Annotated in this window: 29 protein-coding genes; all 29 read right to left on the bottom strand. The window is 47.4% G+C overall.

Features of this window, described 5'->3' with window-relative positions; genetic code table 11:
* Positions 1-2: 2 nt before the first annotated feature.
* The gene (gene rpmJ / locus ICV32_RS00375; protein ID WP_096673338.1) at positions 3-119 is read right to left on the bottom strand and encodes a 50S ribosomal protein L36; all 117 of its coding nucleotides are present in this window, start codon (positions 117-119) and stop codon (positions 3-5) included.
* A gap of 21 nt (positions 120-140) precedes the next feature.
* Positions 141-359, bottom strand: coding sequence for a translation initiation factor IF-1 (gene infA / locus ICV32_RS00370; RefSeq protein ID WP_108507601.1), 219 nt, complete (start codon positions 357-359; stop codon positions 141-143).
* Position 360: 1 nt separating this feature from the next.
* Positions 361-1,704, bottom strand: a complete 1,344-nt coding sequence (secY, locus tag ICV32_RS00365) for a preprotein translocase subunit SecY (protein WP_215370838.1) — start codon at positions 1,702-1,704, stop codon at positions 361-363.
* A gap of 8 nt (positions 1,705-1,712) precedes the next feature.
* Positions 1,713-2,153: a 50S ribosomal protein L15 gene (gene rplO, locus ICV32_RS00360; protein WP_215370836.1), complete on the bottom strand. Its 441-nt coding sequence runs from the start codon at positions 2,151-2,153 to the stop codon at positions 1,713-1,715.
* A gap of 4 nt (positions 2,154-2,157) precedes the next feature.
* Positions 2,158-2,352: a 50S ribosomal protein L30 gene (gene rpmD / locus ICV32_RS00355; protein WP_215370834.1), complete on the bottom strand. Its 195-nt coding sequence runs from the start codon at positions 2,350-2,352 to the stop codon at positions 2,158-2,160.
* 23 nt (positions 2,353-2,375) lie between these two features.
* Positions 2,376-2,894: a 30S ribosomal protein S5 gene (gene rpsE / locus ICV32_RS00350; RefSeq protein WP_108507598.1), complete on the bottom strand. Its 519-nt coding sequence runs from the start codon at positions 2,892-2,894 to the stop codon at positions 2,376-2,378.
* 21 nt (positions 2,895-2,915) lie between these two features.
* Complete coding sequence (rplR, locus tag ICV32_RS00345; protein WP_215370832.1) at positions 2,916-3,269, bottom strand: 50S ribosomal protein L18; 354 nt, start codon at positions 3,267-3,269, stop codon at positions 2,916-2,918.
* A 22-nt stretch (positions 3,270-3,291) separates the two neighbouring features.
* On the bottom strand, positions 3,292-3,825 hold the full coding sequence (gene rplF, locus ICV32_RS00340) for a 50S ribosomal protein L6 (protein ID WP_215370830.1): 534 nt from the start codon (positions 3,823-3,825) through the stop codon (positions 3,292-3,294).
* 10 nt (positions 3,826-3,835) lie between these two features.
* Positions 3,836-4,231, bottom strand: coding sequence for a 30S ribosomal protein S8 (gene rpsH / locus ICV32_RS00335; RefSeq protein WP_215370828.1), 396 nt, complete (start codon positions 4,229-4,231; stop codon positions 3,836-3,838).
* Between the two features lie 25 nt (positions 4,232-4,256).
* Positions 4,257-4,562 (bottom strand): 30S ribosomal protein S14, encoded by a 306-nt coding sequence (gene rpsN, locus ICV32_RS00330; protein WP_215370825.1) that lies wholly within the window; start codon positions 4,560-4,562, stop codon positions 4,257-4,259.
* Between the two features lie 9 nt (positions 4,563-4,571).
* Complete coding sequence (rplE, locus tag ICV32_RS00325; RefSeq protein WP_215370823.1) at positions 4,572-5,114, bottom strand: 50S ribosomal protein L5; 543 nt, start codon at positions 5,112-5,114, stop codon at positions 4,572-4,574.
* A gap of 14 nt (positions 5,115-5,128) precedes the next feature.
* Positions 5,129-5,437, bottom strand: coding sequence for a 50S ribosomal protein L24 (rplX, locus tag ICV32_RS00320; protein ID WP_215370820.1), 309 nt, complete (start codon positions 5,435-5,437; stop codon positions 5,129-5,131).
* Between the two features lie 10 nt (positions 5,438-5,447).
* Positions 5,448-5,816 (bottom strand): 50S ribosomal protein L14, encoded by a 369-nt coding sequence (gene rplN / locus ICV32_RS00315; protein ID WP_108507591.1) that lies wholly within the window; start codon positions 5,814-5,816, stop codon positions 5,448-5,450.
* Positions 5,817-6,036: 220 nt separating this feature from the next.
* Entirely contained in the window at positions 6,037-6,306 is a 270-nt protein-coding gene (gene rpsQ / locus ICV32_RS00310) for a 30S ribosomal protein S17 (protein WP_108507590.1), read from the bottom strand.
* A 13-nt stretch (positions 6,307-6,319) separates the two neighbouring features.
* Complete coding sequence (gene rpmC / locus ICV32_RS00305; RefSeq protein ID WP_108507589.1) at positions 6,320-6,514, bottom strand: 50S ribosomal protein L29; 195 nt, start codon at positions 6,512-6,514, stop codon at positions 6,320-6,322.
* 13 nt (positions 6,515-6,527) lie between these two features.
* The gene (gene rplP, locus ICV32_RS00300) at positions 6,528-6,944 is read right to left on the bottom strand and encodes a 50S ribosomal protein L16 (protein WP_108507588.1); all 417 of its coding nucleotides are present in this window, start codon (positions 6,942-6,944) and stop codon (positions 6,528-6,530) included.
* Between the two features lie 2 nt (positions 6,945-6,946).
* Positions 6,947-7,789 carry a 30S ribosomal protein S3 gene (rpsC, locus tag ICV32_RS00295; protein WP_215370818.1) on the bottom strand — a complete coding sequence of 281 codons (843 nt, stop codon included), beginning with the start codon at positions 7,787-7,789 and terminating at the stop codon, positions 6,947-6,949.
* 8 nt (positions 7,790-7,797) lie between these two features.
* Entirely contained in the window at positions 7,798-8,130 is a 333-nt protein-coding gene (gene rplV / locus ICV32_RS00290) for a 50S ribosomal protein L22 (protein ID WP_199908528.1), read from the bottom strand.
* Positions 8,131-8,137: 7 nt separating this feature from the next.
* Positions 8,138-8,416, bottom strand: coding sequence for a 30S ribosomal protein S19 (gene rpsS, locus ICV32_RS00285; protein ID WP_108507586.1), 279 nt, complete (start codon positions 8,414-8,416; stop codon positions 8,138-8,140).
* A gap of 18 nt (positions 8,417-8,434) precedes the next feature.
* On the bottom strand, positions 8,435-9,265 hold the full coding sequence (rplB, locus tag ICV32_RS00280) for a 50S ribosomal protein L2 (RefSeq protein WP_108507585.1): 831 nt from the start codon (positions 9,263-9,265) through the stop codon (positions 8,435-8,437).
* Between the two features lie 2 nt (positions 9,266-9,267).
* Complete coding sequence (gene rplW / locus ICV32_RS00275) at positions 9,268-9,582, bottom strand: 50S ribosomal protein L23 (protein WP_215370816.1); 315 nt, start codon at positions 9,580-9,582, stop codon at positions 9,268-9,270.
* Positions 9,579-10,199 (bottom strand): 50S ribosomal protein L4, encoded by a 621-nt coding sequence (gene rplD / locus ICV32_RS00270; protein WP_108507583.1) that lies wholly within the window; start codon positions 10,197-10,199, stop codon positions 9,579-9,581. Before rplD ends, rplW begins: the two co-directional genes overlap by 4 nt.
* A 9-nt stretch (positions 10,200-10,208) precedes the next feature.
* The gene (rplC, locus tag ICV32_RS00265) at positions 10,209-10,859 is read right to left on the bottom strand and encodes a 50S ribosomal protein L3 (protein ID WP_215370813.1); all 651 of its coding nucleotides are present in this window, start codon (positions 10,857-10,859) and stop codon (positions 10,209-10,211) included.
* 185 nt (positions 10,860-11,044) lie between these two features.
* On the bottom strand, positions 11,045-11,356 hold the full coding sequence (rpsJ, locus tag ICV32_RS00260; protein ID WP_108507581.1) for a 30S ribosomal protein S10: 312 nt from the start codon (positions 11,354-11,356) through the stop codon (positions 11,045-11,047).
* A 98-nt stretch (positions 11,357-11,454) separates the two neighbouring features.
* Positions 11,455-12,645, bottom strand: a complete 1,191-nt coding sequence (tuf, locus tag ICV32_RS00255; RefSeq protein WP_108507569.1) for an elongation factor Tu — start codon at positions 12,643-12,645, stop codon at positions 11,455-11,457.
* Between the two features lie 39 nt (positions 12,646-12,684).
* Positions 12,685-14,787 carry an elongation factor G gene (fusA, locus tag ICV32_RS00250; protein WP_215370810.1) on the bottom strand — a complete coding sequence of 701 codons (2,103 nt, stop codon included), beginning with the start codon at positions 14,785-14,787 and terminating at the stop codon, positions 12,685-12,687.
* 23 nt (positions 14,788-14,810) lie between these two features.
* The gene (rpsG, locus tag ICV32_RS00245; RefSeq protein WP_108507579.1) at positions 14,811-15,281 is read right to left on the bottom strand and encodes a 30S ribosomal protein S7; all 471 of its coding nucleotides are present in this window, start codon (positions 15,279-15,281) and stop codon (positions 14,811-14,813) included.
* Between the two features lie 119 nt (positions 15,282-15,400).
* Positions 15,401-15,778: a 30S ribosomal protein S12 gene (gene rpsL, locus ICV32_RS00240; protein WP_108507578.1), complete on the bottom strand. Its 378-nt coding sequence runs from the start codon at positions 15,776-15,778 to the stop codon at positions 15,401-15,403.
* Positions 15,779-15,951: 173 nt separating this feature from the next.
* Complete coding sequence (gene rpoC / locus ICV32_RS00235) at positions 15,952-20,220, bottom strand: DNA-directed RNA polymerase subunit beta' (RefSeq protein ID WP_215370808.1); 4,269 nt, start codon at positions 20,218-20,220, stop codon at positions 15,952-15,954.
* Position 20,221 lies beyond the last annotated feature (1 nt).

Below are 20,221 nucleotides of genomic sequence, written 5' to 3'. Positions count from 1 at the left end.
AATTAACCTTGACGCTGCTTATGGCGTGGATCGGACGAGCAGATCACACGCACCACGCGCTTACGCTTGATGATTTTGCAATTGCGGCAAATACATTTAACGGATGCCAATACTTTCATCATTCACCTCTTTAATAATCCTTACTTCGCACGGAAGATAATTCTTGCGCGCGTTAAATCGTATGGGGTCATTTCCACAGTTACCTTATCTCCGGGCAGAATTCGGATGTAATGCATCCGCATCTTCCCAGAAATATGACCTAGTACTACATGCCCATTCTCTAACTTCACCCTAAACATGGCATTGGGAAGGTTTTCAACAATTTCCCCTGCCATCTGAATCACATCGTCTTTAGGCATCTTAGAGAGTGGGTCCCATCTTAAAGTTGGCTTTCTTCATGAGAGAGCCGTACTGCTGTTGCATCACAAATGATTGCACTTGGGCCATAAAGTCCATCGCAACCACCACAATAATTAACAACGATGTTCCGCCAAAGTAGAAAGGAACGTTGTATTTCAAAACCAAAAACTCAGGCAATAGGCACACCAAAACCATATAAATAGCACCAGCCAAAGTTAAACGAACCAGAATTTTGTCGATGTAACGGGCCGTTTGATCACCTGGACGAATGCCAGGGACAAATGCTCCACTCTTTTTTAAGTTATCAGCCGTATCACGGCTATTAAAGACCAGTGCTGTATAAAAAAAGCAGAAGAAAATAATCGCCGTAGCATACAAAATAATGTACACCGGCTGACCTGGAGCTAAAGTTGCGGCCAAGTCTTTCACAATACGACTCAGCATATTGGTTGGTTCGCCTGCAGTAAACCAACCGGCAATGGTTGCTGGGAACAAAATAATCGATGAAGCAAAGATGGGGGGAATAACACCGGCCATATTCAGCTTTAGAGGCAAGTGGGAAGACTGACCACCATAGATCTTATTGCCAACTTGACGCTTGGCATAGTTCACCAAAATACGACGCTGTCCGCGCTCTACGAAAACCACAAAATAGGTAACAGCAATAACAATCAATACGATAAAAATTGCTGAAAGGATGCTCATGGAACCGGTACGAACGAGCTCAAGAAGGCTTGCTAGTGCACTTGGAAAGCCGGAAATTATTCCCCCAAAAATGATCATAGAAATACCATTACCCAAACCACGCTCTGTAATTTGCTCGCCAAGCCACATTAAAAACATTGTCCCAGTAACAAGCGTTACAACGGTACTAAGTTGAAACATGAGACCTGGATCAACAACAAGGCCAGGCTGAGACTCAAGCGCAACAGAAATTCCAATCGCCTGGAATGTGGCTAAAAAGACCGTTGCATAGCGCGTGTACTGAGTAATCTTGCGTTGCCCAGCTTGGCCTTCCTTCTTCATTGCCTCAAGCGAAGGGATCACAATCGTCATCAACTGCATAATGATCGATGCAGAAATGTAAGGCATGATTCCCAGAGCAAATACAGTGAAGCGCGATAATGCACCGCCTGAAAACAAATTGAACATTCCCAAAATACCGTCTTTTTGCTCGCTAAAGAGCTTTGAAAGCTGATCAGGATCAATTCCAGGTACTGGAATGTGCGCACCAATACGGAAAACAACTAACGCCAATACCAAGAAAATCAAGCGGCGACGTAAGTCGCCATACTTGTTTCCAGATGGTGTCAAACTAGAGACGTTAGAGGAACCGAGTGCCATAAATTGCTTTAAACCTCAGCGAGCACCTTGCCACCAGCAGCCTCAATAGCAGCTTTTGCACCAACACTTGCAGTCAACCCCTTCAAGGTGACTGCGCGCTTAATTTCACCGGTCTTAATCACTTTGACAGCATTCGTTTGCTCACCAACAAGGCCATGCTGTTTAAGGGCAACTAGATCCACTTCAGCCAAACCGATGCGCTCTAGATCTGCGAGGGTTACTTGACCAACAAAACGACGTGTTAAAGAAATAAAACCGCGCTTCGGTAAGCGGCGATACATTGGCATCTGACCACCTTCAAAGCCAACCTTATGAAAACCACCAGAACGCGACTTTTGGCCCTTATGACCACGACCTGCAGTTTTACCAAGACCAGAGCCAATACCACGGCCTACACGACGACGTGGGCGTTTAGCACCTTCTGCAGGTTTGATTGTGTTTAATTGCATTGCTTTACCCGATCACTTTCACAAGGTATGAAACCTTATTAATCATTCCCCGGACCGCCGGAGTATCTTGTAACTCTGAAACCGAGTTGAGGCGGCCAAGGCCTAAACCACGAACCGTGGCACGATGGCTCTCGCGAGTACCGATTAAGCTACGCACTAGCTGAAGCTTGACCTTGGAATTTGTTTGTGTGTTTGCCATTTTTTACTTTCGATTACAGGCTATTAACCCAAAATTTCTTCAACTGACTTTCCGCGCTTCGCAGCAATTTCTGCAGGCGTACTCATCTTGCTTAAACCATCTAAAGTTGCACGTACCATGTTGTAGGGATTGGTTGAGCCAATCGACTTAGCAACAACGTTGGTTACGCCCATCACATCAAAAATAGCGCGCATTGGACCACCAGCAATCACGCCAGTACCTTCTTTAGCGGGAGAAATCAGAACGCGCGATGCGCCATGCTGACCAATCACAGAATGTTGCAGCGTTCCCTTACGAAGAGGGACCTTAATCATTTTGCGGCGAGCTTCGTCCATAGCCTTTTGAACAGCGACTGGAACTTCCTTCGATTTCCCTTTGCCCATTCCAATGCGTCCATCACCATCACCAACGACGGTCAAAGCAGCAAAGCCAAGAATACGGCCGCCCTTAACCACTTTGGTTACGCGATTAACAGCAATCATCTTCTCGCGTAGACCGTCATCGCGCTCTTCAGACTGAATTTTGGTTTGCATTTTTGCCATAATTTTTTCCTAAACCGTTTCTTAGAACTTCAAGCCGGCTTCACGCGCAGCTTCAGCAAGGGCCTTAATGCGGCCGTGGTAACGATGTCCCGCACGATCAAAAGCAACGCTTTCAACACCTGCCTTTTTCGCACGTTCAGCAATTAATTTGCCAATGGTTTGTGCCGCTTGGCTATTTCCACCATTTTTCACCGATGTACGCAAATCCTTTTCCATCGTCGAAGCCGCAGCAACCACTTTGCTACCACATGGGCTATAGACCTGGGCTGAGATATGGCAATTACTCCGAATCACCGTCAAGCGATGAGCCAATAGCTCAGCAATCTTGATACGGGTTTGACGCGCACGTCTTTGTCTTGTTTCGTTTTTATTCATATCGAATCTCGGCTTTACTTAATTACTTCTTCTTGGTTTCTTTAAGGTGAACCACTTCGTCAACATAACGAACGCCCTTGCCCTTATAGGGCTCTGGAGAGCGATACGCACGAACTTCGGCAGCAACCTGACCAACTTGTTGCTTATTGGCACCTTTAATAATGATTTCAGTTTGCGAAGGGGTTTCCGCTTTGACGCCGGTAGGCAGTGGATAGTTAATTTCGTGCGAGAAACCCAATTGCAATTTCAAGGAATTGCCTTGCGCTTGCGCACGATAACCCACGCCAACTAAGCTCAGCTTACGCTCAAACCCCTGGGTTACGCCAACGACCATGTTGTTGACCAATGCTCGGGTTGTTCCTGAGAGTGCATTCGCTTCTGGCGAGTTGTCTTTAATAGCAACCGTTATAACGCCATCTTTATGTTCAACACCAACACTGGGATGCAATGTATGGGTGAGAGTACCCAAAGGCCCTTTCACTGTTAACAAGGCGTTTGCAATACTAATTTCAGCACCTTTTGGCACTGTAATGGGAGATTTACCAACTCGTGACATCGTTCTCTCCTTAAGCCACGTAGCAAATGACTTCGCCACCCACGCCAGATGCGCGTGCTTTGCGATCAGTCATCAAACCTTGCGGTGTTGAAATTATGGCAACGCCCAAGCCATTCATCACTTCAGGAATATCATGACGACCTTTGTAAATACGCAAGCTGGGAGTTGAAACTCGCTCAATTCGTTCAATCACAGGACGGCCAGCGTAGTATTTGAGATCAATCTTTAATACGGGCTTGGCTGCTTCACCAGTGATTTCATAACTATCGATATAGCCTTCGTCTTTCAAGACTTTTGCGATAGCAACTTTTAATTTGGACGACGGCATGGTGACCAAGGTTTTCTGCACCGCTTGCGCGTTGCGAATTCTAGTCAACATATCGGCGATTGGATCACTAATACTCATGGGTTCTCCTAAATTCTTTCGCCGCTTACCAGCTGGCCTTGGTTAAACCGGGGATCTCACCACGGAAAGCAATCTCACGGATCTTGCCGCGCGCTAAACCAAATTTGCGGAAGGTGCCACGTGGACGACCGGTTAATGAACAACGATTACGTTGACGAATAGGGCTCGCATTGCGCGGCAGTGATTGCAGCTTCAAACGGGCCTCATAGCGCTCTTCATCGCTACGGCTTGTGTCATTAATGATCGACTTAAGCTCAGCGCGCTTATGCGTATATTTTGCAACCAACTTAGCGCGTTTTTTCTCACGCTCAATTAAAGATAGTTTTGCCACGTTTGCCTCTTAATTGCGAAATGGAAATTTAAACGCCGCTAACAATGCTTTAGCTTCTTCATCGGTTTTAGCGGTGGTTGTAATACTGATATTGAGACCACGCAATGCATCGATTTTGTCGTACTCAATCTCAGGGAAAATAATCTGCTCTTTAACGCCAATGTTGTAATTACCACGGCCATCAAACGCTTTGCCAGAGATTCCGCGGAAATCGCGAACACGTGGCAAAGAAACCGTAATAAAACGATCTAAAAATTCATACATGCGAGTACCTCGCAGAGTAACCATCGCACCGATAGGGTAGCCTTGGCGAATCTTAAATCCCGCAATCGCTTTACGCGCCTTCGTGATAACTGGTTTTTGACCAGCAACTTTGGTTAGATCACCAACCGCGTGTTCGATTACTTTTTTGTCATTCACGGCCTCACCTAAACCCATGTTGAGGGTAATTTTGGTAATGCGAGGGACCTCCATCACAGACTTGTAGCCAAACTGCTGCATCAAGTTTGTAACAACTGTATTTTTGTAATGCTCTTGTAAACGGGTGCTCATAATTTCTCCGAACCTTAAGCGCTTAACGTCGCGCCAGTGGTTTTTAAATAACGCACTTTTTTGCCATCAACTAACTTAATGCCAACACGGGATGGCTTTCCGTTTGCATCTACTAATGCAATATTCGAAGCGGCGATTGGCATGGTCTTATCTACCGTTCCGCCAGTGGTTCCATCGTTGGGATTGGGCTTCACGTTCTTTTTGTAAATGTTCACGCCCTCAACCACAAATTTGTTTTCGAGAATTCCGGTAACCGTTCCTTTTTTTCCCTTATCACGCCCAGTAATAACAATCACGGAGTCGCCTTTACGAATCTTTTTCATAGTGACCTCTTTAAATAACTTCTGGGGCAAGAGAAACGATCTTCATGAAACGCTCTGTACGCAGCTCACGCGTGACTGGTCCAAAAATACGAGTACCAATCGGCTCAAGCTTTGCATTTAGCAAAACAGCAGCGTTCTCATCAAATTTAATTAAAGAGCCGTCTGGACGACGAACGCCTTTCGCAGTCCGAACAACTACTGCGTTATAAATATCGCCTTTTTTAACTCGACCACGAGGAGCGGCAGCTTTTACGCTAACCTTAATGACATCACCAATGTTGGCATAACGGCGCTTTGAGCCGCCCAATACTTTGATGCACAAAACTTCGCTCGCGCCAGTGTTATCGGCGACTTGCAACCTGCTTTCAGTCTGAATCATTTTGTCTAATCCCCAACTTGTACGCCAATGGCGTCAGTCTTGGTTCCGTCTATGAGCCCATCGCATTGCTGCAAAGTAGCTCGGATTTAATAAAAATTACTTATAAATCAACAACTTAATAAAACTATATATTTCCGTGATTTGATCTATTTAATAACGGAAAGCCTTTGATTCTACTACAAAAAACTGTGTTTTGACAATATCTTGTCAAAATTTCAACTTAAATCCCTTTGGAAGCCTCAACCAGGCGGGTTACTACCCAGGCCTTCGTTTTAGCCATTGGCTTGCCTTCAGTAATTTCCACGGTGTCGCCCATCTTGTACTGATTGGTCTCATCGTGTGCGTGATACTTTTTTGACTTACCAACGTATTTGCCAATTACAGGATGCTTCACCTGACGCTCAACTTGAACAGTCACGGTTTTTTGCATCTTGTCGCTAACGACACGACCAACCAAGGTGCGGCGCAAGGGTTTGGAGATTTCTGTCATATCTCGATCCTAATTATTTCTGAATAGTCTTTTGGGTGATAAAGGTTTTAACGCGAGCAATGTCACGCTTTACCTGTCCCAATTGACTAGTATTTTGAAGTTGCTGAGTTGCTTTTTGCATACGCAGCTTGAAATGGGTTTTTAGCAATTCAGACAACTCTTGATTAAGAGCACCTAAATCTTTGCTTTGGAGTTCTTTGCTTTTCATGATGGATTCCTGATTAAGCGCCGATTTGACGAATCACAAAGGTTGTTTGAATGGGCAACTTGGATGCGGCCAGACGGAATGCCTCTCTCGCTAGAGTTTCATCAACACCGTCCATCTCATAAAGAACCTTACCCGGCTGAATCTCGGCTACGTAGTATTCTGGGTTACCTTTTCCGTTACCCATACGCACTTCAGCAGGCTTTTGGGAAATTGGCTTGTCTGGGAAAATCCGAATCCAGATTCTTCCGCCGCGCTTAATATGGCGGGTCATTGCGCGTCGTGCAGACTCAATTTGACGTGCCGTTAAACGACCACGGCCAACTGCCTTCAGACCAAAATCTCCGAAGGCAACTGAACTACCGCGTGTGGCAACACCGGTATTACGACCTTTTTGTTCTTTACGATATTTGCGACGCTTTGGTTGCAGCATGCTTACTCTCCTGCCTTTTTCGTTTCGGTGCTAGCAGCCGCTTTACGAACCCGCTTTACAGTGGGCTTCACCGCTGGCTTCTCTTCACTGGGCTTGGCTGACGAATCAGCGCCGGCTGCACGACGCACAGTCTTAGCAGGTGCACGACGTGGTTTTTTCTCCTCGGCTACAGGGGCCTCTGGTGCTGTATTTTGAGTCAATTGCGCATCTGCGCCACGACCCAAGGTGTCGCCTTTGTAAACCCAAACCTTGACGCCAATAATGCCGTATGTTGTTTCTGCCTCTGATGTGGCGTAATCAATATCAGCCTTTAGGGTATGGAGTGGAACGCGACCTTCGCGATACCATTCGCGACGGGCAATTTCAGCACCATTCAAGCGACCAGAGGACATAATCTTGATGCCCTGAGCACCAAGACGCATTGCACTTTGCATCGCACGCTTCATGGCACGACGGAACATGATGCGTTTTTCAAGCTGTTGAGTGATTGAGTCTGCAATCAACTGGGCATCGACTTCAGGCTTACGAATCTCTTCAATATTGACATGAACAGGCACACCCATGCGCTTTTGCAGTTCTTTGCGGAGAACTTCAATATCTTCGCCTTTCTTGCCAATTACGACGCCAGGACGCGAACTAAAAATAGTGATTCGTGCATTCTTAGCAGGACGCTCAATCAATACTTTACTAACAGAAGCATTCTTTAGCTTCTTCTTCAAGTAATTGCGTACCTCAACATCCTCTTTAAGCATGTTGGCAAAATCATTGCTATTGGCATACCAACGGGATGTCCAGTTACGGCTTACCGATAGACGAAATCCATTTGGATTAATTTTTTGGCCCATGTCTTTCCTTAATTACTCAGGGTCACGCTAATGTGACAACTTTGTTTCTCAATGCGGTTACCGCGGCCTTTGGCTCGAGCAGTAAAACGCTTTAATGATGTTGCTTTGTCAACAATCACGGCGGACACTTTGAGCTCATCAATGTCAGCACCTTTATTGTGCTCAGCATTGGCTATAGCGGACTCAACCACCTTCTTCATAATGAAAGCAGCTTTTTTGGGGCTGAAATTCAAAATGTTCATAGCGCGTGAAATCGGCAAGCCTCGAATTTGATCTGCCACTAAACGTGTTTTTTGGGCAGAAATTCGTGCGCCGCGGTGAATAGCTTTAACTTCCATCATCATCCCCTTACTTCTTCACTACTTTCTTGTCGGCAGAGTGTCCTTTGAACGTGCGCGTCAAAGCAAACTCACCAAGCTTGTGTCCAACCATGTTTTCAGAAACATAAACTGGAACATGCTGTTTACCGTTGTGAACAGCGATTGTTAATCCAATGAAGTCAGGAAGAATGGTCGAACGACGCGACCATGTCTTAATTGGCTTCTTATCTTTATTGGCCTGAGCGGTCTCAACCTTTTTCACAAGGCTGGCATCGCAGAAAGGGCCTTTTTTCGCAGAACGAGTCATTTATCTATTCCTTATCCATTAACGCTTTTGACGACGCTGAACAATCATGGTCGTTGTACGTTTATTGCGACGGGTACGATAGCCCTTCGTTGGGGTTCCCCATGGAGAGACGGGTACACGGCCTTCGCCAGTTCGTCCTTCGCCACCACCATGAGGGTGATCGATTGGGTTCATGGCTACACCACGCACTGTTGGACGAATACCGCGCCAACGGGTTGCACCTGCTTTACCAATCTGACGCAAACTATGCTCTTCATTGCCTACTTCACCAATCGTGGCTCGGCAATCGATCAAAATACGGCGTACTTCTCCGGAGCGCAAACGAACCTGGCCATACACACCTTCGCGGGCCAACAACACTGCTGAGCTACCGGCAGAACGAGCGATTTGCGCACCCTTTCCAGGCAACATCTCAACACAATGGATCGTGCTACCAATTGGAATATTCCGAATTGGTAAATTATTTCCTGCTTTGATCGGAGCCTCGGCACCGTTCATCACTTGCTGACCAACAGTCATTCCCTTTGAGGCAATGATGTAGCGACGCTCACCGTCGGCAAAGACCAGAAGCGCAATATTAGCGCTACGGTTAGGATCGTATTCTAGGCGCTCAACCTTAGCAGCGATACCATCCTTATCGTTGCGCTTAAAGTCGACCATGCGGTAGTGATGCTTGTGACCACCGCCTTTGTGACGTGTCGTAATGTGGCCATTATTGTTACGACCAGCTTTTTGGAATTGTGGCTCAACCAAGGCTGCGAAAGGCTTGCCTTTGTGCAGATCAGGATTGACCACCTTGACCATTGAACGACGACCTGGTGAGGTCGGTTTAGTTTTCATAAGCGGCATAATTAATTTGCCTCCGCTTCAAAGTTAATTTCTTGACCAGGCTTCAGATTGACATAGGCTTTCTTTGCATGATCGCGTCGTCCCTCAAATCGGCCAAAGCGCTTTGGCTTACCTTTTTGATTAACGATTTGCACAGACTCCACTTCGACCTTGAAAAGCAATTCAACGGCCTGTTTTATATCAAGCTTATTTGCATCGCGCGCAACCTGAAAAATCACCTGCTCGTTCTTTTCGGCAACCATCGTCGCTTTCTCAGAAACAATAGGTCCAAGCAAAATTTGCATGAGACGATGATCGTTTTTACGTATTTGGCTCATTTCAGCAACTCCTCCATCTTGGCGATCGCTGCTTTGCTCACCAATACTTTTTGAAACTGAACTAATGACAAAGGATCCGCATGTTGAGGTTCAACCACAGCAACTTTATGCAAATTACGAGAAGCAAGATAAAGATTCTCACTAACTTCATCCAAAATAATTAGTACGGACTCAAGACCCATACCCTTTACTTTTTCAGCCAATAGTTTTGTCTTAGGCGCGTCTAGATTGAATTGATCAACCACATTTAAACGACCTTCCCGTGCCAACTGAGAAAGGATAGAGCGCATACCAGCGCGATACATTTTCTTGTTGACCTTGTGCGAAAAATTTTCTTCTGGAGAGTTCGGGAATATCCGACCGCCTCCGCGCCACAATGGCGAGGAGCTCATACCAGCACGAGCGCGACCAGTGCCTTTTTGGCGCCATGGTTTTTTCGTGCTGTGCTTAACCTGTTCACGATCTTTTTGGGCACGATTACCGCTACGTGCATTCGCTTGATAAGCAACTACGATTTGATGAACCAGTGCCTCGTTGTACTCACGCTCAAATACTTCGGGTGAGGCTTGTACACCAGCGCCTAGTTGACCGTTATCTTGGAGAAGCTTGAGTTCCATATCTTCTCCTTATTTCTTTGCCGCAGCTTTAACAGCTGGGGTCACAAGTACTTTTCCACCAGGAGCACCGGGAACGGCGCCCTTGACCATAATTAGATTGCGCTCCGCATCAATGCGAGCAATCACGAGATTTTGAACCGTACGGGTTACATCACCCAAATGACCGGTCATGCGCTTACCAGGAAAAACGCGGCCTGGATCTTGCGCCATACCAATAGAGCCTGGAACATTGTGTGAACGGGAGTTACCATGACTCGCACGACCAGAGGCGAAGTGGTAGCGCTTAATCGTTCCAGCGTAGCCCTTACCGATCGTTACGCCTTGCACATCCACTTTTTGACCAGCAGCAAAAACATCAACGCCAACAACTTGACCAGGCTTCATCTCGGCCAATTTTTCAGCATCAACATGGAATTCATTTAAGGCATTGCCAGCCATCACACCTGCTTTTGCAAAGTGTCCGGCCATCGCCTTGGTAACGCGGCTAGCGCGGCGTGTTCCGTGAGCCAACTGAACGGCATCGTAGCCATCCGTTGCTTGGGTTTTTACTTGAGCAACCCGGTTATCGCTCACATCAATCACGGTGACAGGTATTGCTTCCCCTTCATCCGTAAACAGACGGGTCATGCCGACCTTACGGCCGATCAAGCCTAAGCTCATATTCTTACTCCAATGCTGACTTCGATTGGTCAGCGGAAATTTAATTTAACCCGTTTTATATAAAAATATTTATATAAAACAAGCACTTACAATTTAAATACTACAAAATATGCTTTTCAAAACAACGAAAAGCCTTCAATTCTAGCCTAAAAAAGCAAAACTAACAAACTTTCGGGCAACCTAGCTTACTGAAGCTTGATTTCAACATCTACACCGGCTGGCAAATCCAACTTCATGAGGGCGTCTACCGTTTTCTCGGTTGGATCGACAATGTCCATCAAACGAAGGTGCGTACGAATCTCCATCTGGTCACGTGAAGTCTTGTTCACATGAGGAGAACGTAACAAATCAAAGCGCTCAATGCGGGTTGGCAAAGGGATTGGACCCTTGACAACGGCACCAGTCCGCTTTGCAGTATCCACAATCTCAGCAGCAGATTGATCGATCAATCGATAATCAAACGCCTTTAAACGAATTCTAATTTTCTGGTTTTGCATAGTTATTCCAAAGAGCAGTGCGGTGCTGCCGCGTTAATCATCCAACTAAAGAGCAAGGGAATATCTGCAGCACAAATATTCCCAATCGTGCAAAACAATTAAGCCAAAATCTTCGCAACCACGCCCGCACCGACGGTACGACCGCCTTCACGGATCGCAAAGCGCAAGCCCTCTTCCATGGCGATGGGGGCAATGAGCTTCACGGTGATGGTGACGTTATCGCCAGGCATCACCATTTCTTTGTCTTTTGGCAACTCAATCGAGCCGGTGACATCGGTGGTACGGAAGTAAAACTGAGGACGGTAGTTGTTAAAGAAGGGGGTATGACGACCGCCCTCATCTTTGGACAACACATAAACCTCGGCGGTAAAGTGGGTGTGGGGAGTAATCGAGCCCGGCTTGGCTAATACTTGGCCACGCTCGACTTCTTCGCGCTTGGTACCGCGCAAAAGAATACCAACGTTGTCGCCGGCTTGACCTTGATCGAGCAGTTTACGGAACATCTCCACGCCAGTACAGGTGGTCTTCAGTGTTGGCTTAATGCCCACGATCTCAATCTCTTCACCGACTTTCACAATCCCGCGCTCGACACGACCGGTCACCACGGTGCCACGACCAGAGATCGAGAACACGTCTTCGACTGGCATCAAGAACGCGCCATCAATCGCGCGCTCGGGATTGGGGATATAGCTGTCTAAGGCTTCGGCAAGCTTCATGATCGCGCCTTCACCGAGCTCACCCTTGTCGCCTTCTAAGGCAAGCTTGGCAGAGCCCTTGACGATCGGGGTATCGTCGCCTGGGAACTCGTACTTGGAGAGCAGCTCACGCACTTCCATCTCCACGAGTTCTAAGAGTTCAGCGTCGTCCACCATATCGCATTTGTTCATAAACACGATGATGTAAGGCACGCCCACTTGGCGAGCCAAGAGGATGTGCTCACGGGTTTGGGGCATGGGGCCGTCAGCGGCCGAGACCACCAAAATGGCGCCGTCCATCTGCGCTGCACCGGTAATCATGTTCTTCACGTAGTCGGCATGGCCTGGGCAATCGACGTGCGCGTAGTGACGGTTCTTGGTCTCGTACTCAACGTGGGCAGTATTAATCGTAATACCACGGGCCTTCTCTTCGGGAGCCGCATCGATCTGATCGTACGCTTTGGCTTCGCCACCAAAGAGCTTAGAGAGCACGGTGGTAATTGCTGCGGTGAGCGTGGTCTTACCGTGGTCGACGTGACCAATGGTGCCAACGTTCACATGGGGTTTAGTCCGTTCAAATTTTTCTTTTGCCATTTTGGGTGCCTTTTATTTAGCTAATCAATGTTCAAAAAATTACTTTGCTTTTGCTGCAATGACAGCGTCAGCGACGTTCTTTGGTGCTTCTGAATAATGCTTAAATTCCATGGTGTAGGTCGCGCGACCTTGCGTTAATGAGCGCAAGCCGGTTGAGTACCCAAACATTTCTGCGAGGGGAACCTCGGCGCGCACAATCTTGCCGCCACCAGGAATGTCATCCATGCCTTGCATAATTCCACGGCGTGAGGATAAATCACCCATCACGTTACCCATGAAGTCTTCGGGGGTCTCAACTTCTACTGCCATCATTGGCTCAAGCAGTACTGGAGTTGCTTTACGCATTCCATCTTTGAACGCCATCGACGCCGCCATCTTGAATGCATTCTCATTCGAGTCAACATCGTGATAGGAACCAAAGAACAGGGTTGCCTTTACGTCAACCACTGGGTAGCCAGCTAGTACTCCGGCATTGAGTGTTTCAACGATTCCCTTTTCAACGGCAGGAATGTATTCACGAGGAACGACACCGCCTTTGATTGCATCGACAAACTCAAAACCCTTACCTGGATCTTGTGGCTCCAGTTTTAATACCACGTGTCCATATTGACCGCGGCCACCAGATTGCTTAACAAACTTGCCTTCGATTTCATCGCACACCTTACGAATGGTCTCGCGATAAGCAACTTGTGGTTTACCAACCGTTGCCTCAACGCCGAACTCGCGCTTCATACGATCAACAATAATCTCAAGGTGCAACTCGCCCATCCCAGAAATAATGGTCTGGCCAGATTCTTCATCGGTCTTCACGCGGAACGATGGGTCCTCTTGTGCAAGGCGATTCAGAGCTAAGCCCATCTTTTCTTGGTCAGCTTTAGTTTTGGGCTCAACAGCCTGAGAAATCACTGGCTCTGGGAACACCATGCGCTCTAAGATCAAAATGTTGTCTGGATCGCAAAGGGTTTCGCCAGTGGTAGCTTCCTTCAAACCAACCGCGGCAGCGATGTCGCCAGCGCGAACTTCTTTAATTTCTTCGCGCTGATTAGCATGCATCTGAAGCAGACGACCAATACGCTCCTTCTTGCCCTTAATCGGGTTGTAAATGGTATCGCCAGAATTTACAACTCCAGAGTACACGCGGAAGAAAATTAACTGGCCAACAAATGGGTCAGTCATGATCTTAAATGCGAGTGCCGAGAACTTTTCATCATCACTTGCTTTACGGCTTGTTTCGCTTCCGTCTTCTTTTTCGCCTTTGACCGGGGGAATATCAACGGGTGATGGCAAGAAATCAACTACTGCGTCCAGCATGGCTTGAACACCTTTATTCTTAAAGGCGCTGCCACAAAGCATTGGCACGATTTCTCCAGCAATGGTGCGATGGCGCAACGCTTTTTTAATATCCTCTTCGGTGAGCGTTTCACCGCCAAGGTATTTGTCCATCATTTCCTCAGAGCTCTCAGCCGCAGCCTCGAGCATTTTCTCGCGCCACTCTTCTGCAATTTCTTTTAGTTCTGCAGGGATGTCACCGTATGTAAATTTAGTTCCCTGAGAGGCGTCATCCCAAATAATGGCCTTCATCTTGATCAAGTCAATAACGCCTTGGAAATTTTCCTCAGCACCAATTGGAACTTGGATTGGAATTGGGTTCGCCTTAAGGCGAGCTTTCATTTGGTCATAGACCTTGAAGAAATTCGCGCCAGTACGATCCATTTTGTTCACAAAGGCCAATCGAGGCACTCTGTATTTGTTTGCTTGACGCCAAACGGTTTCGGATTGGGGCTGAACTCCGCCCACCGCGCAGTAAACCATGCAAGCGCCATCCAATACACGCATTGAGCGCTCTACTTCGATCGTGAAGTCAACGTGACCTGGTGTGTCAATGATATTGATGCGATGCTCTGGATAATTACCAGCCATGCCTTTCCAGAAGGCAGTTGTCGCTGCTGAGGTGATGGTAATTCCACGCTCTTGCTCTTGTTCCATCCAGTCCATCGTGGCAGCGCCATCATGAACTTCGCCGATTTTGTGATTTACGCCGGTATAAAACAACACGCGTTCTGTCGTCGTTGTTTTGCCAGCATCAATGTGTGCAGAGATACCAATATTTCGATAGCGCTCAATGGGGGTTTTACGTGCCACTTTTTCCTCTTTCGGTTAGAGCGTTAGAAACGGAAATGCGAGAAGGCTTTGTTGGCTTCAGCCATGCGGTGAACCTCTTCACGCTTCTTCATTGCGCCGCCACGACCTTCGGCAGCTTCCAATAATTCATTTGCCAAACGCTGTGCCATGGATTTCTCACCACGTTTCTTAGCAGCCTCTCTTAGCCAGCGCATCGCCAACGCAGACCGACGCGATGGACGAACTTCAACAGGCACTTGATAGTTGGCACCGCCAACGCGGCGGCTTTTGACCTCAACCATGGGCTTAACATTTCCCATCGCAGTCGAGAAAATCTCGAGAGGCTCTTTGTTGGCTTTTTTCTCAATGTGCTCAAAGGCACCATAAACGATACGCTCTGCAACGGACTTCTTACCGTCAAGCATTAAGACGTTCATGAACTTAGCAACTTCCACATTCCCAAATTTTGGGTCAGGAAGAATTTCCCGTTTCGGGACTTCGCGACGACGCGGCATAACAACTCCTATCTATTCAGTTAGGGATCATTCCCTTAGCTACTCAACAACTTTGTATCAAAGCGAAGTAGCCACTTACTTGCCAAAATGGCCTTTACTACAAAACCAACTAAATCAAATTACGCTTTCTTAGCGCGCTTTGCACCATACTTGGATCGAGCCTGCTTACGATCTTTAACGCCCTGTAAGTCAAGAGATCCACGAACAATGTGATAGCGCACGCCAGGCAGGTCTTTTACACGACCGCCGCGGATTAGCACTACCGAGTGCTCTTGAAGATTATGGCCCTCACCACCGATGTAAGAGATCACCTCAAAACCGTTGGTTAAGCGAACCTTTGCCACTTTACGCAATGCCGAATTTGGCTTTTTTGGTGTCGTCGTGTAAACACGGGTACAAACACCGCGACGCTGGGGGCTATTCTGCAACGCAGGGCTTTTGCTCTTGATGACTAGTCGTGAGCGCGGCTTACGCAGCAGCTGATTAATTGTTGGCATAAATATATACTCGCTTATTACTTTTATCTTTAAAATCAATAACTTATTAAATTTAACTGGCTATTTACTAAGCAATTGATTTTGTTATAAATCAGTAGAACTCAGCATTCTAGCTTGACCAGCCCTTCCCGTCAACTTGTTGGGAAAGACTGGTCAATGTGCCGATGGCTACCCTAACTTTGCTCAGCTTCACCTTCAGGGGTCGCAGCAGCCTCAACCTGTTCAGCTACAGCACCAACATCCAAGGCTAGAGCCTCTTCAGCGGCAATCATCTGGGCACGATCACGCTCAAATTGCTCTCGCACTTTTCTCGCCCGACGATAGGCCAAACCAGTACCCGCTGGAATTAGTCGACCAATAATGACGTTTTCCTTTAAGCCTCTTAAGGTGTCCACTTTGCCCATGATGGCTGCTTCCGTTAAAACACGGGTGGTCTCTTGGAAGGATGCCGCCGAAATAAAGCTATCGGTCGACAAGGATGCCTTCGTGATTCCAAGCAGAATATTTTCGAACTGAGCGGGTTGTTTACCTTCTGCGATGACTCGATCATTTTCGTCATACAGCTTGGAGCGCTCTACTTGCTCACCGGTAATGAAGTTCGTATCGCCAGCATTGGTAATCTGAACACGACGCAACATTTGGCGCACAATTACTTCGATGTGCTTGTCGTTGATCTTTACACCTTGTAGTCGATAAACGTCTTGAACCTCATCGACGATATAGATCGCTAATTCTTCAATTCCCTTGAGATGCAAAATATCGTGTGGGTCAGCTGGGCCTTCCACAATCATTTCGCCCTTATTCACCACTTGACCATCATGAACTAAGACCTGCTTCTCTTTTGGAATGAGGAATTCGCTGCTCTCACCATCCATATCGGTAATGACCAAGCGCTGCTTACCCTTTGTTTCTTTACCAAACGAAACGGTTCCAGTCACCTTGGCCAAAATAGCAGCATCTTTCGGTGAGCGAGCCTCGAAAAGTTCAGCAACTCGTGGCAAGCCACCAGTAATATCACGCGTCTTTTGTGACTCAATTGGAATACGTGCCAACACCTCACCAACCTCGATCTTCTGGCCATCTTTAACAGTAATCAATGCGCCCACTTGAAGGCCGATCGTTACTGGATGATCGGTACCAGCAATCTTGGTTTGATTTCCTTTTTCATCGAGCAACTGAATGACTGGACGCAAGCCTTTGCTGGCTGCTGAACGACGCTTACCATCAATCACCACTAAGGTTGATAAACCTGTAACTTCATCGACTTGCTTGGCAACCGTTACGCCTTCTTCAACATTCTCAAAGCGTGCAATACCTGCATACTCAGAAATAATCGGGCGAGTTAATGGGTCCCACGTTGCAATGCTAGTTCCAGCTTTTACGCTTGCGCCCTCTTTCACTAGCAAGGTCGCTCCATATGGAATCTTATGACGCTCACGTTCGCGACCGTTGTCATCCAAGACCAAAGCCTCGCCTGAACGAGAAATCACGACTTGCTCGCCCTTGGCATTGGTTACAAATCGCATGGTGGAAGAGAACTTCAATGAACCGTTCGACTTCACCTCCACATTGCTGGCAACCAAAGCACGTGATGCAGCTCCGCCAATATGGAAGGTACGCATCGTTAACTGGGTGCCAGGCTCACCAATCGACTGGGCCGCAATTACACCAACTGCTTCACCCACATTAACCAGACCGCCACGACCTAAATCACGTCCATAGCACTTGGCGCATAGACCATAACGAGTCTCGCAGGTAAGCACCGTACGTACCTTAACCTCGTCAATACCCAAATCAACGATTTGATCGACATGATCTTCTTCGAGCAAAGTATCGTGAGGAACAATGACCTCTTGAGTATCTGGATGCAAGATATCGCCAATGCAAACGCGACCCAAAATACGATCACGCAAGGCCTCAATGATTTCACCACCCTCGACTAAAGCGCGCATCGTTACACCATTACTTGCGCCGCAATCTTCTTCAACCACAACCAAATCTTGCGTCACATCGCATAAACGACGCGTCAAGTAGCCGGAATTTGCAGTCTTCAACGCAGTATCTGCAAGACCCTTACGAGCGCCGTGAGTGGAAATGAAGTACTGCAAAACGTTCAAGCCTTCACGGAAGTTCGCTGTAATTGGCGTTTCAATGATTGAGCCATCGGGCTTGGCCATCAAGCCTCGCATTCCAGCAAGCTGACGAATCTGTGCTGCTGAGCCACGCGCTCCAGAGTCAGCCATCATATAAATCGAATTAAAGGACTCCTGGCGTACCGACTTGCCGTTGCGATCCGTTACATCGACATGCGACAACTCATCCATCATCGCCTTGCCAACCTGATCACCAGCAGCACCCCAAATATCGACGACGTTGTTATAACGCTCTTGATTGGTTACCAAGCCTGACATAAATTGCTTGTCATACTCTTTCACTTTGCCGGCAGCTTCATTAATAATTCCGTCTTTCGAGCTTGGAATCAACATGTCGTCAATCGCAATCGAGATACCTGCCTTAGTTGCCAAACGGAAACCGGCCTGTAACAAACGATCGGCAAAAATAACGGTCTCACGCAAGCCGCACTTACGGAAGGAAGTATTAATCAGTCGTGAGATTTCTTTTTTCTTCAGCGGCTTATTAATTTCTGCAAAAGCCATGCCTTTGGGCAAAATCTCAGACAAAATTGCACGGCCTACCGACGTATGTTGAACCGATGTCTTGGCAACAAACCGCTCGTCGCCTTCAGCATTTTTGTTCACCACTTCATACTCAGTGACGCGCACCGCGATCCGGGATGCGAGTTCTACGGTTCCAGCCTCATATGCCCGAATCACCTCAGGAATATCGGCAAATACCATGCCTTCGCCCTTGCCGTTAATCTTGTCACGCGTAGCGTAATACAAACCCAACACCACGTCCTGTGAGGGCACAATCGATGGCTCGCCGTTGGCAGGGAACAATACATTGTTCGATGCCAACATCAAAGTGCGGGCTTCCATTTGCGCCTCGAGTGAGAGTGGAACGTGAACCGCCATTTGGTCGCCGTCAAAGTCCGCATTGAACGCAGCGCAGACCAAGGGGTGCAACTGAATTGCCTTACCCTCAATTAACATTGGCTCAAACGCTTGAATACCAAGACGGTGCAAAGTCGGGGCTCGATTGAGAAGAATTGGATGCTCTCGAATGACTTCTTCCAAAATATCCCAAACGATAGGGGTTTGGCTCTCAACTTCCTTCTTAGCGGCCTTAATGGTGGTTGCAATACCCAATGTCTCGAGCTTATTAAAAATGAAGGGCTTAAATAATTCCAAAGCCATCAACTTTGGCAAGCCGCACTGATGCAACTTAAGCGTTGGTCCTACTACGATGACCGAACGACCTGAGTAGTCAACGCGCTTACCTAACAAGTTCTGACGGAAACGGCCACTCTTACCTTTAATCATCTCAGCAAGCGACTTCAAGGGGCGCTTATTCGCTCCCGTCATTGCCTTACCACGACGACCGTTATCTAATAAAGAGTCAACCGCCTCTTGCAACATGCGCTTTTCATTACGAACAATAATCTCTGGTGCGCGAAGCTCTAGCAGGCGACGCAAACGATTATTACGATTAATGACGCGACGATAAAGGTCGTTCAAGTCTGAGGTTGCAAAACGACCACCATCCAATGGCACCAAAGGACGCAGCTCAGGAGGCAATACTGGCAAAACCTCCATGATCATCCAGTCAGGCTTGATGCCCGAGCTTTGGAAGGCCTCTAAAACCTTGAGACGCTTCGCGTACTTTTTAATCTTGGCATCGCTGCCGGTTGCCTTTAACTCTGAACGAATCGACTCTACTTCACGATCAATATTAATCGTGCGCAATAGCTCCCGAATACCTTCAGCGCCCATGATGGCAGTAAAGGCACCCTCGCCAAACTCTTCCACCTTAGCGTTGTACTCATCCTCAGACATAATTTGACCGCGCTTCATTGCGCCCTCAGGCGTTAAGCCGGGATCAACAACAACGTATGCCTCGAAATACAGAACACGCTCGATATCACGCAAGGTCATGTCTAAGACCATGCCCAAACGGGATGGCAACGACTTCAAAAACCAAATGTGTGCAACTGGAGCGGCAAGCTCAATATGGCCCATGCGCTCACGACGCACCTTAGCCAAAGTGACCTCAACGCCGCATTTTTCACAAATAACACCGCGGAACTTGAGACGCTTATATTTACCGCACAAGCACTCATAGTCTTTAATCGGACCAAAAATCTTGGCACAAAAGAGACCGTCTCTTTCTGGTTTAAAGGTACGGTAATTAATCGTCTCGGGCTTACGAACTTCACCAAAAGACCACGAACGAATTTTCTCGGGAGAGGCTAAGCCAATTTTGATGGCGTCAAACTGCTCCTCGCCAGAGGTTTGCTTAAATAGATCGAGCAATGCTTTCATA

Origin of the sequence: Polynucleobacter sp. MWH-UH24A (genome assembly GCF_018687475.1) — a bacterium.
GTDB lineage: Bacteria > Pseudomonadota > Gammaproteobacteria > Burkholderiales > Burkholderiaceae > Polynucleobacter.
This window is presented reverse-complemented; position numbering and strand designations above follow the sequence as displayed.